Annotated in this window: 13 protein-coding genes; 5 read left to right on the top strand and 8 right to left on the bottom strand. The window is 68.5% G+C overall.

Features of this window, described 5'->3' with window-relative positions:
• Positions 1 to 195 precede the first annotated feature (195 nt).
• A complete protein-coding gene (locus tag ABZ348_RS33840; RefSeq protein ID WP_358939717.1) occupies positions 196 to 1,098 on the bottom strand; it encodes a helix-turn-helix transcriptional regulator in 903 nt (300 codons plus the stop codon).
• Between the two features lie 86 nt (positions 1,099 to 1,184).
• Positions 1,185 to 1,421: a DUF397 domain-containing protein gene (locus ABZ348_RS33845; protein WP_358939719.1), complete on the bottom strand. Its 237-nt coding sequence runs from the start codon at positions 1,419 to 1,421 to the stop codon at positions 1,185 to 1,187.
• Between the two features lie 201 nt (positions 1,422 to 1,622).
• On the opposite strand from ABZ348_RS33845, the gene ABZ348_RS33850 reads away from it, so the two are divergent.
• Positions 1,623 to 2,150: an ATP-binding protein gene (locus ABZ348_RS33850; RefSeq protein WP_358939721.1), complete on the top strand. Its 528-nt coding sequence runs from the start codon at positions 1,623 to 1,625 to the stop codon at positions 2,148 to 2,150.
• 309 nt (positions 2,151 to 2,459) lie between these two features.
• Here ABZ348_RS33850 and ABZ348_RS33855 read toward each other — a convergent pair whose 3' ends face one another.
• Positions 2,460 to 4,022, bottom strand: a complete 1,563-nt coding sequence (locus ABZ348_RS33855) for an amidohydrolase (RefSeq protein ID WP_358939723.1) — start codon at positions 4,020 to 4,022, stop codon at positions 2,460 to 2,462.
• A 130-nt stretch (positions 4,023 to 4,152) separates the two neighbouring features.
• Here ABZ348_RS33855 and ABZ348_RS33860 point away from each other — a divergent pair, with 130 nt between their 5' ends.
• From ABZ348_RS33860 to ABZ348_RS33875, 4 genes are all read left to right on the top strand, one after another.
• On the top strand, positions 4,153 to 4,842 hold the full coding sequence (locus tag ABZ348_RS33860; RefSeq protein WP_358939725.1) for a hypothetical protein: 690 nt from the start codon (positions 4,153 to 4,155) through the stop codon (positions 4,840 to 4,842).
• A 141-nt stretch (positions 4,843 to 4,983) separates the two neighbouring features.
• Positions 4,984 to 6,678 (top strand): ABC transporter ATP-binding protein, encoded by a 1,695-nt coding sequence (locus ABZ348_RS33865; RefSeq protein WP_358939727.1) that lies wholly within the window; start codon positions 4,984 to 4,986, stop codon positions 6,676 to 6,678.
• A complete protein-coding gene (locus ABZ348_RS33870; protein WP_358939729.1) occupies positions 6,675 to 8,639 on the top strand; it encodes an ABC transporter ATP-binding protein in 1,965 nt (654 codons plus the stop codon). The genes ABZ348_RS33865 and ABZ348_RS33870 overlap by 4 nt, the downstream gene beginning before the upstream one ends.
• Before the next feature lie 15 nt (positions 8,640 to 8,654).
• Complete coding sequence (locus ABZ348_RS33875) at positions 8,655 to 9,710, top strand: iron-siderophore ABC transporter substrate-binding protein (protein ID WP_358939731.1); 1,056 nt, start codon at positions 8,655 to 8,657, stop codon at positions 9,708 to 9,710.
• A gap of 93 nt (positions 9,711 to 9,803) precedes the next feature.
• Here ABZ348_RS33875 and ABZ348_RS33880 read toward each other — a convergent pair whose 3' ends face one another.
• The 5 genes from ABZ348_RS33880 to ABZ348_RS33900 all read right to left on the bottom strand — a co-directional run bounded on the left by ABZ348_RS33880 (position 9,804) and on the right by ABZ348_RS33900 (position 15,564).
• Positions 9,804 to 11,492 carry a lysyl oxidase family protein gene (locus ABZ348_RS33880; RefSeq protein WP_358939732.1) on the bottom strand — a complete coding sequence of 563 codons (1,689 nt, stop codon included), beginning with the start codon at positions 11,490 to 11,492 and terminating at the stop codon, positions 9,804 to 9,806.
• Positions 11,493 to 11,777: 285 nt separating this feature from the next.
• Positions 11,778 to 12,371 (bottom strand): hypothetical protein, encoded by a 594-nt coding sequence (locus ABZ348_RS33885; RefSeq protein ID WP_358939734.1) that lies wholly within the window; start codon positions 12,369 to 12,371, stop codon positions 11,778 to 11,780.
• Positions 12,372 to 12,433: 62 nt separating this feature from the next.
• On the bottom strand, positions 12,434 to 13,345 hold the full coding sequence (htpX, locus tag ABZ348_RS33890) for a zinc metalloprotease HtpX (protein ID WP_358939736.1): 912 nt from the start codon (positions 13,343 to 13,345) through the stop codon (positions 12,434 to 12,436).
• 267 nt (positions 13,346 to 13,612) lie between these two features.
• Complete coding sequence (locus ABZ348_RS33895) at positions 13,613 to 14,629, bottom strand: methyltransferase (protein ID WP_358939738.1); 1,017 nt, start codon at positions 14,627 to 14,629, stop codon at positions 13,613 to 13,615.
• Between the two features lie 134 nt (positions 14,630 to 14,763).
• Positions 14,764 to 15,564, bottom strand: a complete 801-nt coding sequence (locus ABZ348_RS33900) for an SAM-dependent methyltransferase (RefSeq protein WP_358939739.1) — start codon at positions 15,562 to 15,564, stop codon at positions 14,764 to 14,766.
• Between the last annotated feature and the right edge of the window lie 180 nt (positions 15,565 to 15,744).

The raw sequence follows: 15,744 nt of genomic DNA on the forward strand, positions 1-15,744 counted from the left end.
CTTCTGCCCCCCATCCCCTGCCGGGCCCCCCCGCGCCGCCGGCCTCCCCCACCGCCCCTGTCCCGCGCCCCGATCGGCGCGCGGAACAGGGCCGTTTCCCGATCTGGTTCGGTGGGTTCGGTGGGTGGCCGCAGCAATGCACGAGGCCACCCGGGAGCTCCCGGGCGGCCTCGTCGCTGTTGTTGTTGGTGGGGCTCAGTAGGCGCTCAGCCGCTTCTCCAGCATGGCCCTGGACTCGGCGGGCGTGAGCGCACACGCTCCCAACCTGTCCAGCATGTTCCGGTACTGCTCGACGGTCTGCGGCTTCTGGGTGAACGTCGAGTCCGTCAGGTGCTCGATGTACACGGCGTCCTTGAGGTCGCCGAGGGCGAACCGCAGATAGGTGACGCCAGTGCCCACGCCCACGGAGGCGGACACATCGAGCGGGGCGATCTGGAGGGAGACCCTGGGGCGCTCCATCATGGTGATGAGGTGTTCCAGTTGTTCCCGCATGATCTCGGGGCCGCCCACGGTGCGCAGCAGGACGGACTCGTCGATGACGGCCCACAGATGCGGCGCGTCCGGGGCGTCGAGGTGACGCTGCCGCTCCTGCCGCAAATCCACTCGCCGCATCACGTCGTGGGCGAGCAGTTGCCCGGGACCGGTGGTGATGACGGCACGGGTGTACGCCGGAATCTGGAGCAGCCCGGGCACATAGAACGGCTCGTACGTCCGGATGCGCTCCGCGGCGCCTTCCAGGGCCACGAGCGGTGTGAAGAAGTCGGAGAGGACATCGCTGAAGGAGCGCCACCAGTCGGGCCGGCGGGACTGCTCGACCAGTCGGAGGAACTCGGCAATACGGTCTTCGCCGTCTACTCCATAGAGAGCGAGCAGCGCAAGGGCATCTGCCTGCTTGCACCCATGGCGCCCCAGTTCGATTCGGCTTGTTTTCGAGCGTGAGAATCCGAGCCGACCATCCACGTCAGCCGGATCAAGCTCGGCGGCAACGCGCAGCTCGCGCAGTTTGCCGCCGAGGATCACCTTCAGTGCGGTTGGGTTCTTCTCCACCGCCCCAAGGGGTCGTACGAACAACGACTCGTTCGGGTCGGTTGCAGCCATCGGGCGCTCCTGCGGACGCTGGGAAGAAGCCAGTATCCATCACGGAATCTCCGCAGGGGCGGAACATGACATTCCTGTGTAGTTTTTCAGCCAATCATGGAATCGAAGTCGCCACCCCGAGCGCCCGCCACGAACGCCGCTATCTCGTCCCGCGTGTAGATCAATGCCGGACCCTGCGGATCGCGGGAGTTGCGTATCGCCACCTGACCGCCCGGGAGTTGGGCCAACTCCACGCAGTTCCCGGTGGCGTTGCTGTGACTGCTCTTGGTCCATGTCGTAGCACTCAGTGCGCCTGCACTCATGCCGTTGAAGAAACGCTCCACCGCAACAGCCCCTTGCTCTCCGTACGTATGTTCGCGACAGATGGCGCCGGTCCATGCAATCCCATTTGCAATCTCAGATGCAATTGCATTCCGACGTGATACTCGACCATACTCGTCGCACGGCGGCTGCCGCAGCGCCCGAAGTCCGAAGCCTCCAGGGGGACATGACCAGTGACGACCCATGTGCCAGCCTCGGCGAATGTGAGCACCAGGTACGGCAGCCGGTTGCGCGGCGCCGCCCCCGGTGTGCGCTGGCCGTTGGGCTTAACCGCGTCGAACGAGCCTCCGTGGGGCATGAGCCACGGCGGTCGACCCGCCGGATTCGCCGCCTGCGGCCTGGACGGGCAACTGCGCAACGCGCCCCAGGCCCGGCGCTTCCTGGCAGCGACCCTCGACGGATGGGCGTTGGAGCGGTTGTTGCCCGATGCGGGTCTCGTGGTGAGCGAACTGGTCACCAACGCCGTTCAGCACGCAGTGGAGCCGGGCACCGCCGACCAGGGGGAGTACCCCGTCTGGCTGGGGATCTTCCTCCACCCCGATGAACTGGTCTGCGCGGTCACCGACCCCAGCTCCCGCCCTCCCTGCCCGCGGGATGCCGAGGCCTCAGCGCTGGGCGGCCGTGGTCTCGCACTGATCAGCGCCCTGAGTCGGACGTGGTCCTGGTCGCTCACTCCGCCCCGCGGCAAGACCGTCTGGGCGACGCTCTCCTTGCAGTCGAGCCTCGGCTGATCGGGCGCACGCCCACGTGCGCACGTTGTGAAAAGTGCATTCGTCACAGGTCGCCAGACGGTCCATCCGACCGTGTTCCGGCCCGCTCCCACCCGTGATCCGGTGTCGGGAGGAACCCGGTGCCATGCAGAGCGCCGGACACGCCGGGGGCGGTTTTGCCCCCGGCATAGATGGTGCGTCCGGTTGTGAGAGCTGCCGACCGGGCATCGGCGCACTCGTGGGTCGGCCCTCCCGAGCACCAGGGCCCGGCGTTGAGGATCATGCCCGGCGCCCGCCGTCTTGCAGTGCGGACCTCAGCACACCCGGCGGTCACAGGCCGCTCTCGCCCGCCAGGAACGTTCCCAGGACCTCGATGTCCCCCAAAGTCGACGGCGGCGCATTTCTGGGGTTGGCATCCAGCACCACCAGATCGGCGCGCTTGCCCGGAGCAATGCTGCCCGCGCTGTTCTCCCAGTGGCACGCATGGGCCGCATCCACGGTGTACGCGCGCAGTGCCTCATCGATGGTGATCCCTTCGCCCGGGCCGATGAGCTGCCCCGAGAGGGAGGCGCGCTCGACCATGAACTGCATGGCTCGCAGTGGGGCGCCGTCGGCGACCGGCCGGTCCGAACTGCCCACCAGACGTATGCCGTGGTCGAGGAACTCACGCCCGCGGTAGAGCCAGTTGGCGCGCTCACTCCCCATGATGGCGGCGTAGTCATCGCCGAAGTGACGGAGGAACGAGGGTTGGACGACCGCGATCACCCCCAGCGATGCGAACCTCGGCAGCTGGTCCGGGCGCACCAGCCCGGCGTGTTCGATGCGGTGACGGGCATCGGGGCGCGGACGGAGGTGCTGGGCTCGGGCCAGGGCGTCGAGTGCGACGTCGACGGCCCGGTCCCCGATGGCGTGGACGGCGAGCTGCCAGCCGGCGAGGTGTCCCTCGACGATGATGTCCGTCAAGGGGCGTTCCGTCGTCTGGAGCTGGCCGCTGTTGGTCGTCCCCTCGTAGGGCGTGGTGAGCGCGGCCGTGCGGGCCATCATGCCGCCGTCGGTGAAGACCTTGAGCGCGCCCAGCGAGAGCGGGCCGTCACCGAAGCCCGTGTGCAGACCGAGGCTCAGGGCATGGGTTGTCAGGTCTTCGCGCGCCGCCTGCACCGGACCGAGGGCGTCGGCGGCCACCATCAACTGCGTCCGGACCGCCAGGCGGTTCTGTTTCAGGGCCCGTTGGAAGGCCGCGCCGTCGAGCGACCCGTACGCGAACAACGAACTGCCCAGCCCCGCTTCCACGCAGGCTGTGATCCCCTCGGCCCGACAGGCGCGTGAGGAGTGGTCGATGGCGTCCACCAGTTCGCTGAGCGTCCGCGGGGGCCGCAGCCGCCGCGCCGTCGCCATCTCCTCCTCTGCCAGGAAGCCTTCCGTCCGCGCTGCTCCGGACGGTAGGAGGTCGAGGACCGCGGTGTTCGCCACGCAACCGTGGCCCGAGACGTGCCCGAGCAGTACCTTCCGCCCCGCACTGACGGTGTCCAGCTCCACCGCGGTCAGATGACGGCCCAACGGGCGCTGGTCGTAGCCGGACAGTTCGACCCAGCCATCGGCGGGAGCGTCCTTGACCGCCCGGGCGACCGCACTGAGGACGGCCGCCGCCGAGGCACACGGCGCGACGCTCGTCGCCCGGGCCGCCAACCCCGCCCACATCAGATGGACATGGGCATCGATGAACCCCGGAAGGACTGCGGCCCCGTCGAGATCGATGACCTCCCGGGCCGGCAATCCCGCAACCTCCTCGTCGAGGCCCACGACCAAGCCGTTCCAGATGCCGAGTTGGCGCGCACGGGGACGAGCCGGGTCCATGGTGACGATGTCGGCATGGGTGATCTTCTTGCAGAGCATGAACGCATCCCTCCGATGGAACGAAAGCCCCGTTGTCTTCCTCTGGTTGGGCGAACTCGCGCGTAGCTGGGCCATGGCGAGACAGATAGGATTATGGTTAGGTGAGGCTAACCTAAGAAGGTGTTGCGGTGTGGATGGGCATGGAGAGACTCCTGCGAACCCGTTGGAGCTCTGGGCCGACAGTGTGGTCGCCCGCCTTGATGTACAGGAAGATGTGGACCGCTCCTTGCTCCATGCACTAGAGAAGGGGCCCAACCTCCGCGAAGAGACCGCATCCAGGATGGCCGACGCGCTGCGTGCGGCAGCGCTCGGGCTGAGCCCGGCCGGCTGTGCGATGGCCGCCGGCGTCTCGGAACGTCTCCTGCGCAACTGGCAGACCCAGAATGAACTGTTCGCGACGGCCATGACGGCGGCGGCCGAGATGGCCCGGACCCAGACAGCGGGGCCGACCCGACAACTCAACCCCGCCGCGTTGCGCGTCCTGCTGAAGGCCCTGCGGTCAGGCGCCCAGCACGGTCCTGCCGCCGCGCTCGTCGGCATGTCCGGCCGGGCGCTCTACCGGCTGCGCAAGGAGAGCCCCGAGGTCGCCGCCCTCGTCGCCGCAGCGCGCCGGGCCAGACCGCGGAAGTCGGATCTGCGCCGTCGATCGCGGTACGAGCAGCGCTACCGACTGGTGCGCCTCGAAGGGAAGGTCGAGAGGTCCACCGTGTGCGAACCGCGGTGCAGCGGGCCCCACCGTGCCCACACCGGCTACCTCCACCGCGCTGAGCCCGAGCCTCCGCCGGGCGACGGCGAAGGCTGCGCCTGCCGCCGCGATTGAGGCGTACGCCCTGTTCAGAAGGGATGCGCCGGTGCCCGTGGAGCCAGCCGGGGGTGGGCACCCGTCGGGAGTTAGGCTAGCCTTACCCAGATTCTCGTGCTCTTCGGATGGGCACTGCTGTTGAGGTGCCGGAGGGGTGCGGTGGGGGCGACAGGGCTGTCGGGAAAAACGGTTCTGCGAGGGGCCATTGCCGGGCAGCGTCGTGACGTCGCACTCGGATCGCTCCTGGGGGCCGGGCATCAGGCCGGCGAGGCACTGGTGCCCGTGGTGATCGGCGTGGTGATCGACCGCGGTGTCGCGGACGGCGATGCGACCGGCCTGGTGCTGGGAATCGCCGCCCTCGGCGTCATCTACCTGGGTCTCTCCTTCAGCTTCCGCTTCGGGGCGCGCGCCGGCGAACGGGCCGCGGAAGAGTCCGCACACCGACTCAGGACCCAACTCGTCAGCCGCGTCCTCGCCCCGGAGGACGGCGCGCCACACGGACGGCTCTCGGGCGAGCTGACCAACATCGCCACCCTCGATGCCAAACGGGTCGGCACCGTCTGCATGGCCCTGGTCGTCGGAATCGCCGCCCTGATGGGACTGCTCGTCAGCGCCGTGGTCCTGGTGCGGATCTCCGCCGTGCTCGGCCTGGTGGTGCTCCTCGGCACCCCACTGCTGCTCTGGCTAGGCCATCTGCTGAGCAAGCCCCTGGAGCGCCGCAGCGAAGCCGAACAGGAGCGGGCCGCGCACGCCTCCGGCATCGCAGCGGACCTCGTCGCCGGACTCCGCGTGCTCAAGGGCATCGGCGCGGAACCCGCAGCGGTCGCCCGCTATCGCACCACCAGCCGTCACTCCTTGGCGGCGACGCTCCGGGCCGCACGCGCGCAGGCATGGCAGAACGGCATAGTGCTGTCGCTGACCGGTGTGTTCATCGCGCTGGTGGCGCTCCTCGGCGGGCGGCTGGCCACGGCAGGGGACATTAGCCTCGGCGAACTCGTCTCGGCGGTCGGACTCGCGCTGTTCCTGCTGGGACCCCTCTCCCAGTTCTCCTGGGTGAACGCCGAACTGGCACAGGGCCGGGCCTCCGCAGCCCGCATCGCCGAAGTGCTGGCCACTGACGGCACCGCCCTCCCGGGCACCGACCCGCTCCCGTCCTCCGTCCGGGGACACCTGCGGCTGCGCGAGGTCTCCCACGACACACTCCGCGGAGTCGATGTGCACATCGCGCCTGGCGAGGTCGTGGGCGTTGTCACGACCGATCCCGCCGACGCGAACGCCCTGCTCGGCTGTCTCGCCCGTCGCTTCGACCCCGACGAAGGGTCCGTCGAACTGGACGGAGTGCCCTGGCGCAGCCTGCACCCTGCCGACGTCCGAACCGCGGTCCTCGTCGCCGAACACGACGCGGACCTCTTCGAGGGCACCCTCCTCGGCAATGTCATGGCGGCAGCCGGCTCGGCCGACACGGCGGCCCGTGCGATGGTGGCGTCCGGCGCCGACGAGGTGGCCCGGTCGCTGCACCAGGGCGCAGCGACGGCTGTGACCGAACGCGGCCGATCGCTCTCCGGAGGCCAACGGCAACGCGTGGCACTCGCCCGGGCCCTCGCAGCCGACGCGCCCATACTCGTCCTCCATGACCCCGCCACCGCCGTCGACGCGGTCACCGAGGCCAAGATCGCGGCCGGTTTGCGCGAGATCCGTGCGGGTCGTACCACCGTCGTGTTGACCACGAGCCCCGCGTTGCTGGCCACGACCGACCGCGTCGTCTTCATCGAAGGCGGTCGGGTCCTCGCCACGGCCACCCATGGCGATCTCGTCCGCGACCACCCCGTCTACCGTACGGCGGTGCTCTCATGAGCAGCCGCCAGCACCAGGCCCGGCACGATTCCGGACCCGCGGAACCTGGCAGCTCCGCCCCGGACGGAAGGGCCGACTCATCGAAGACTGCGTTGTTCGCTGCCGTGCGCAACGAGCCGACGAACGCCACCGCCGGTGAGGAGTCCGAGCGCATCCTGCTCCCCGTCGCCACGCCGGCGCGGACCCGGGCGGCGGTCGCCGAACTCCTGCGGCCCCATCGAATCCTCGCGGTCGCCGGCTTCACCATCATGGTCATCGCAACGGCCGTCGGACTGCTGACCCAGCCGCTCCTCGGCCGCATCGTGGACATCGCGGCAGGGCAGCGCCCGCCCGACGCCCTCACCACCACCGTTCTTCTCCTGGCCGCCGTTGCCGTCGTTCAGGGCCTCACCACGGCGGTCGGCCTCTCGCTGGTCTCCCGGCTCGGTGAATCCCTGCTCGCCCAGCTGAGGGAACGATTCATCGAGCGTGCTCTCGGTCTCCCCCTGGAAGAAGTGGAGCGAGCCGGATCCGGCGATCTGACCGTCCGGGTGACCGGTGATGTGTCCCTCACCGCCGAGGCCGTCCGACACGCCCTGCCCGAGCTGGCCCGTTCCCTCCTCGCCATCGTCCTGACCCTGGGCGCCCTCGCCGTACTCGACTGGCGGTTCCTCCTCGCCGCACTCCTCGCGCTCCCCGTCCAGCTCCACACCGCCCGCTGGTACGTCCGGCGCGCGGTGCCCCTGTACGCGAAGCAGCGCATCGCCAACGGCGCCCAGCAGCAACAGCTCCTCGACACCATCGGCGGCAGCTCGACCGTACGGGCCTTCCGACTGGAGAAGGAACACACCGAGCAGGTCGAGGAACGCTCCCGGGCCGTCGTCGGCCTGACCATGCGCGGCGTCCACCTGGTGCTGAGGTTCTACAGCCGTCTGCATATCGCCGAGTACATCGGCCTGACCGCCGTCCTCGGCACCGGATTCCTGCTGGTACGGGCGGACGCAGCATCCGTGGGTACCGCGACCGCGGCGGCACTCTACTTCCACAGCCTCTTCGGCCCGGTCAACTCCGCCCTCGTGCTCATCGACGACGCCCAATCCGCCGTCGCCGGGCTCTCCCGCATCATCGGTGTGGCCGATCGGCCCCTGCCCAAACAGCCAAACCGACCGCTCATCCCGAAGGACGCCTCCGTCGCCGTGAGCGACGTCAGCCACTCCTACCGCAGCGGACACCAGGTGTTGCGCGACATCACCATGGAACTGCACCCCGGTGAACGGGTCGCGCTGGTCGGAGCGAGCGGCGCGGGCAAGACCACCCTGGCCAAGTTGATCGCCGGCATCCACGAGCCGGCCGAAGGGCACATCGCCCTCGGGGCCGTACCGCTGCACCACATCGGTCCCGGCGCCATCCGACGCACGGTCGCCCTGATCACCCAGGAGACCCATGTCTTCGCCGGGCCGCTCGCCGATGACCTCAGGCTCGCCCGTCCCGATGCCACGGACGACGAACTGCGCGCAGCCCTCGACCGGGTCGACGCGCTGGCCTGGGTGGAGGCACTGCCCGAGGGGTTGGGGACCGTCGTCGGTGAAGGCGGCCATCGACTGAGCGGCGGCCAGACGCAGACCCTGGCGCTCGCCCGCCTCGTCCTCGCTGATCCGCCGGTGGTCATCCTGGACGAGGCCACCGCGGAGGCGGGCAGCACCGGAGCCCGTGCGCTGGAGAAGGCGGTCGCCCGTGCCATCGATGGCCGGACGGCCCTGATCGTGGCACACCGGTTGACCCAGGCCGCGGCAGCCGACCGCATCGTCGTGATGGACGCCGGTCGAATCGTCGAAACCGGAACCCATGACGAACTGTGCAACGCCAATGGGCCGTACGCCATCCTGTGGGAAGCGTGGTCGGGGAGCCGCCGGGCACGCGATGAAGCCGGACTTCCGGAGTTCCCCGCGCACTCCCCGGCGATAGCCCCCACTGGAATCTGAACCGAAGGATCACCGATGGCCCGCTTCCGCAGAGTCCCACGGATCGCCGCCGTACTCGCCTCAGCCCTTCTGCTGCTCGGCGGCACCGCGTGCGACAGCTCCGGAGACTCCACCCGGGACGAGTCCGCCGATCCGTCCGGGCAGGGCGCCGCTGCCTACCCGGTCACGATCCAGCACAAGTACGGCAGCACCACCGTCACGTCGGAGCCCCAGCGGATCGTCACCGTCGGACTGACCGACCAGGACGCGGTGCTCGCCCTCGGCAAGGTGCCGATCGCCACCACGGATTGGCTGGGTGGCTATCCCGGCGCCATCGGACCGTGGGCCGAGGACCGACTCGGCGGCGCGAAGCTCCCCACCGTCCTCTCGGACACCGGAACCGGCCCCGAGGTGGAGAAGATCGCCGCGCTTAAACCGGATGTGATTCTGGCCCTGCACGGCGGGCTCACGAAAGAGCAGTACGCCGCCCTGAGCGAGCTCGCCCCGGTCGTCGCCCAGCCCAAGCGGTACGAAGACTACGCAATCCCCTGGCAGGAGCTGACCCAGAAGGTGGGTCTGGTGCTCGGTAAGCGCGAGGAGGCGATGCAGATGATCACCGACACCGAGGCGGAGATAGCCGCAGCGGCCAGGCCCGAGTTCAAGGGCGCGACGGCCGTCATGGCCACCCACCACGGGGGCGTGTTCGTGTACGGCAGTCACGATCCGCGTTCGCGGCTGCTCGGCAACCTCGGCTTCAGACTGCCCGAGGGCCTCGACACGGTGATCGGGGACCGGTTCGGCGCCAACCTCAGCGAGGAACGCACGGATCTGCTCGACCAGGACGCCATCGTCTGGATCGTCGATGACGTCGCCAAGGACCGGGCCGAGCTGTACGAGGACCCGTCGTACGGCGATCTCAGGGTGGTGTCGGAACGCCGGGAGGTCCTCGTGCACGAGAGCAGCGACTACGGCCATGCCACCGCGTTCGTCTCGGTGCTCAGCCTGCCGTACGTTGTGGAGTGGCTGGTTCCGCAGCTGTCCGCTGCGGTCGGCGGAATGCCGTTGCACGCAGCGGAGCAGCCCGTGCCCTGACCTCGCGCCCTGACCTCGTGCCCCACAACACACCGGGCCCGGTCACACGAGGTGACCGGGCCCGGTGGCACTGGTGGGTTGTGGAACCCCGAACTAGTTGGCGTTGATGAGGTCGTGCGGGGGCACGGTCACCGTACGGGCTCCCGGCGTACCTCCCAGGACGACCTGTCGCAGGGCGGAGTTGTTGGCGGTGGTGGTCTCCTTCAACCGCTTCTCGGGGTTGGCGAGGACCTCGATGTAGTACGTGCCGTTGGGCAGGTCGGTGATGTCGAAGGACTGGTCAGGCAGGTCCTGGGTGTAGGTGTCACCGGAGCCGACGTCCAGCACCTCGCGGACGGAGATCGCCTTCTCCTCACCACAGGCGCTCGACAGGTCCGTGCTGAAGGGGTGCCAGTTGGCGTTCTTCACGGTGTAGTCCACGGCATCGGTGTTGACCAGGCAGAACGCCTCCTTGCCACTGCGCACCGCTTCCTTCTTGTCCGCCTTCAGAAGCCGGTAGCTCGCGAAGTCGGTGAAGTGCCAGTGGTTGTGACCGGGCCGAGGGTCCCACTCCATCGTGCCGGTGGGCGTGTATCCCACCTGCTTGCCCTTGGCGTCGTAGAAGTACTGGTAGGCGTCCATCAGCTCGTCGCCCGGAGCACGGAATCCGTCCACGACCAGCTGCGCCGGACCGGCGTTCCACACATTGGCGCTGAAGGACATGAAGTCCTTGCCCGCGGGGTTCTCGGGCGCGGTGCTGATCTGGACGTCGAAGGCGGGCAGGGACCGCAGGTCCGGCTTCGGGACGTCGGGTACGACGGCCTTGCCGGTCGGACGCTTGGCGTTGGCCTTCAGACCGGGGGCCAGGCGGGAGCCGTCGGTCTGGCCGGGGCGGTCGCCGACGTTCGCGACGGTGCGCGCGGACTTCTGGAGCGCCCACGGCAGTGCCGGCGGCGCCGGCGGGTACGGCGCATGTCCGACGTTGTACGTCGGGCCGTTCCCACTGGTCGCTTCCTGGAGCGTCATCTTCGGAGCGGAGTCGTGGTGGCCCGCGTGCCCGGCGCCGTGCGAGCCGTGCTTCTTGGCCGCGGCACGTCCCACCGGGCTGGGCTCGACCGTGACGTTGACCTTGACCGTCTGCGGCTTGTTCGCGATGCCGAAGAGGTCACGGTACTTCTTGGCCACGTTGATCTTGGCGGTGTACGTACCGGCCGGCAGGGTGACACCCTCGGTGTACCAACTGTTGTACGTGTTGGACGCCCAACCGTTCTCCACTCCCCACACCGACCCGCGGGTGAACGGGTTCCGCGGGCAGCTCTCGGGATACCGCGAGGTCGCGGCGGCATCCGGGCGCACCCGTCCGGACGCGTTGTTGGGACAGAAGTTCTCCTTCGCGTCCAGCACCTTCTTGCCCGACGCGTCGGTCATGGTGATGTGGGTGAAGTCGGGGAGCCCCTGGAAGTCCTTCACCAGACCGGCGGGCAGGTTCTTGGTGGTGACCTTCTTGCCCTGACGGATGGTCTGCTGGACGGTGATGGGGTCCTTGTACGACTTGCGCTTGGCCGTGAGCTCCAGGGGGGAGCCTTCGGCGGTGAGGTAGGTGCCGAGATTCAGGTCGAGTCCGGTCGCCCCCTCGTAGCTGTGGATGTTCACCGACTTGGATGCGGCGATCAGAGTGAGCTTCGGCGCTGACTCTGCCTTCTTGGCGTCAGGTGCTGCTGCGACGACACCGGCGGTCACGGTGAGCGCCGCTGCGGCAGCGAGGGCCGGGCGGGCGAAGCGTGCACGTGAAGATCTGGTCATGGGTCCTCGTGTGTGCGATGCGTTGCGAAAACCGTGGGACATGGTCTGTACCACTGGGGATGGGTCGTTCACCATCGCCGGGGCAGTTGGTCACACTGCACACCGCCGACAGACGCGGGGCGCTCATCCGTCCCGCCGCCCCTCCAGATGTGTTGTGGTGCCCTCGGGTTGTCCGTGTCTTCTCAACGGCAGCAACCTTGGCCAGAATGGTGCTGCGATAGGGAAAACAAGTCATCATCAGCCATGGATCTACTATGAAGTGATGAACCGTGGTATGTCGCGCGGTCAAGGTTCCAAGCCGGGTGCACCCCAGAGCGGAAACCACCGGGCCAGATCCGACTCCATCCGGAGATCGGCGCTCAGCAGTGCCCTCACTTGGAGTTCCAGCTCGGTGTCCCTGCGGTCCTGGGCGCCGGGTAGCGGTGCGAAGGGGTAGAAGGCGCCCCGCTTGTAGAGGTAGACCAGACCCAGCGGACGCCTACGGGCCTCTTGTGCGAAGGAGACCAGCGAGCACAACAAGTGCGGACCGAACCCCGCGTCCTGGAGCAGGGTGTTGACCGCGTGGAGATCGTTGACCAGGGAAACCGTGTCATCGGCCGGTTGCCGCACCAGCACCCACGAGTATCCGTACCCGTCCTGGACGAACTCGACGGGTGCGTCACCGTTGCGCGAGTCCACATCCAGCAGCCCCCTGACGTCCTCCTGCAGCCGAAGGAACGCACCCCCCTCGACGCTCGCGAAGCACACCGATCCGCTTCCGGTGGGCAGGAAGTCGGCGCCCGCCTGCAAGGTGATCGCGGCGGAGGGCAAGGCGAACAACTGGTCGAGATCGGGGCGCACCGGCTTGCTCCGGCCGAGGATCGCATCAAGAAACCCCATGGCAGGAATCCTCCCTCCCGTCGACGCGCTGGTCGTTCACCGGGCGGTCTCCCCAGGCCGGGTCACGGCCGGGTCAGCTCCGCGGAGATCTTGCTCAGCTGCTCCAGCCGCTGTTCGAGTGAAGGGTGCGAGGAGAGCAATCGGGCCAGGCTCTCACGTGATGAGAAGGCAGGCGCGAACCAGAAGGCGTTGTACGGTTCCGCCTTGCGCAGGTCCTGCGTGGGGATCCGGGCCATTTCCCCGGTGACCTTGGTCAGAGCCGATGCCAGTGCGGACGGCCGTCCCGTCAGCAGTGCGGCGGCGCGGTCGGCCGACAGTTCCCGATAGCGGGAGAGCAGCCGTGTCAGGAGGAAGCTCACGACATAGACGGCCGCGCTGATGACCGGGATGAGGATCATCAGAACCGCGGCATTGCTGTTGCGTCCGGCCCGACCGAGCCCACCCCAGAGGGTCGCCCGGGTGATGACCCCGGCCAGGACGCCGAGGAAGGAGGCGATGGTCATCACCGCCACATCGCGGTGGGCGACGTGCGAGAGCTCGTGGGCCAGGACGCCTTCCAGCTCCTGCGGCTCCAGGCGCCGCAACAGGCCCGTCGTGGCGCAGACCAGGGCGGTGCGTTCGTTGCGGCCGGTGGCGAACGCATTGGGAACATCGCTGTCCGCGATGGCGACCCGCGGTTTGGGCATGTCGGCGAGCGCACAGATGCGGTCGACCGCGCCGTGCAGCTCCGGAGCTTCCGTCGGGGAGACCGTGCGGGCCCCCATGCTGTACTCGGCGATGCGGTCGCTGAACCAGAACTGGGCGATGAACAGCCCACCGGAGATCACCAGGATGAACGGCCAAGCCTTGCTGAACGCGGCCAGCAGCACACCGACGAACACCACGTACAGCAGTCCGATGAAGAACATCGTGGTCACCATGCGGGTCGTCAGCCCCCGGTCCGGGGCGTAGCGGGATCGACGCCGAGCTGCCATCAGTGCACCTCCCGGACACAGCCCCCACCACCCCCTCCATCGATTGTGCTCCTTTTCTGCTCCGATCGGTGTTTCCGCACCATCGGGCCGTCTCGGTCTGCCGGTCGGTACCGCGTGCCGAGGACATCCCGTCCGGTCCTGCCCCGGCTCGGACGGGAACGGTCGACGCGACGGAGGAGGTGATGTACCCATCGTGGTCACTTGTCCACCCTCCGCAGCGGATGTGTCGTCCATTGCGGAGGGTCCCGAGAGTCTCGGGACGCAAGGTCAGTGGGGGCGGGCCTCGATGACGTACATGCCGGGCGCCTCCAGCGGAAGCGTCCGCAGATGCTGAAATCCCGCCTCCTTCAGGAGGGCCCCGTACTCGGCTTCGGTGCGTTCCCGCCCGCCAAGGCCGAACAACATCACCAGGTCCAGCGCGGTGGTCATGTCGGCGCTCGGCTGCTCGGCCAGAACGGCCTCGACGATCAAGAGACGGCCGTCCTGCCCGTCCTGGGCCTCCCGGCACCGGCGCAACACCGTGAGCGCCCGCTCGTCGTCCCAGTCGTGCAGGATCCAGGACAGCAGATGGGTTCGCCCCTGGGGCACTGCGGCGAAGAAATCGCCTGACGCGACCGTTGCGCGCTCGTGCAGCCCGGCGGCGTCCAGTGCGGCGCGCGCTGGTCCGGCCAGGTCGGGCAGGTCGAACACCGTTCCCGTCGGTTCAGGGTGCCGGTTGAGGATGTCGACCACCAGGGTTCCCAACCCGCCGCCCACATCCACGATGCTGCCCGCTGCACTGAAGTCGTACGATTCGGCGACCGCGCGTGCGGTACGACGGGTGAAGCTCGCCATCGCGGCGTGGAAGACCGCACTGTCCTCGGGGTGTTGTGCCATGTGCGCGAAGTAGGTGTTCCCGAAGCGCTCTTCGAACGACGGTCTTCCGGTGCGCAGCGTCGACAGCGGGTCGTCCAACATGCGGTACGTCACCCGGTACATCAGCCGGAACCAGGGGCGCAGGGTGTTCTGGTGGTCGGATTCGAGGAGGGCGCTCTCCTGTGTCCGACCGTACGTGTCGTCTTCGCCCAAGCGGAAGATGCCGATGCCGACGAGCGGGCGCAGCAGTCGACGTAGTGCGTCCGGTCGGGTGTTCGTGGCCTCGGCCAGAGCCTTCAACGAGAGGGGGCCGGAAGCGACGAGATCGGGTATGCCGAGTTCTGCGGCGGTCTGCAATGCGCGGTCGGTGACGAATCCCCAGGACTGTGCGACGAGTGCGTCAGCCGTGGTGGGAAGGGCAGGGGGCAAGTGTTGGGCTCCTTGGCTGTGGCGAAGTGCGGGGCGGGTGAGTCGGCGCCTCCGTGGGGGCGGGCGCTCCCATCAAAATATGATCATGATCGAGGGAGCGCCAGGGATCCGAGCCACCACCCCGCGAGACCGGCTCAGGGCTTGCGGCCCACCCCTGCATACATGTTGGTCGTCGTGACGGGCAGTTCTTCCCCGTCGGCCGGGCGCCAGGAGGTCATGGCGACGACCCCCGGGTCAACGAGGTCCAGGCCGTTGAAGAGCGTTTCCACCTCGGCTCGGTTGCGCAGGTACATGGGGATGCCCCTGCGGGTGTACTCGGCCGCCAGTGCCTCCGAGCCGGCGGCGAGATCCGCCGTGGCGAGCGTGATGGCCAGATGACTACCCGACGCCAGCGGTGCCATCAGCGTCTCGACCAACCCCTGTGCGTCCTGGACGAACTGGAGCATGGCGATCACGGTCAGGGCGACCGGCTGGTCCAGATCGAGGGTCTGACGCAGCTCGGGTGCGGCGAGCAGTGTGTCCGGAGCGTTCATGTCGGCTTCGACATAGGCGGTGCGGCCCTGCGGCGTGCTGCACATCAGGGCGTCGGCATGGGCGAGGACGATGGGGTCGTTGTCCACGTAGACGATGCGCGACTGCGGAGCCACTTCCTGGACGACCTGGTGCAGATTGGGTTCGGTGGGGATTCCGGTGCCGATGTCGAGGAACTGGCGCACGCCCGCCTCCGCGGCCAGCCAGTGGGCCATTCGGCGCATGGCCGCCCGATTGGCCAACATGCTGGTGCGCAGCCCGGGCCAGGCGCGCAGCGACGCTTCGCCCGCCGCCCGGTCGACCTCGTAGTGGTCCTTGCCGCCCAGGATGTAGTCGTAGACCCGGGCCGAATGCGCCTGGCTGCCGGAGGGGGATGGGGCCGTTTCGTTGTGCTGCTCGTGCATGGTCTACCGCCTTGTCGAGAGGTCGTTACGGCCGGTTCAACCGGCCCGTCCTGGTGTGGAGTTCATGACGCCGGGCCCCGAAGCACCCATTACCTTTTTGGTGGTCCCGCAATGGGGCTCCCGGCCTCCGGGCCCGGCATGACTGCTCCCCCCTGTTGAAGGTATGGCCCGGGGGGTGGT

This window comes from Streptomyces sp. NPDC005963 (genome assembly GCF_040638655.1).
Classification (GTDB): Bacteria; Actinomycetota; Actinomycetes; order Streptomycetales; family Streptomycetaceae; genus Streptomyces.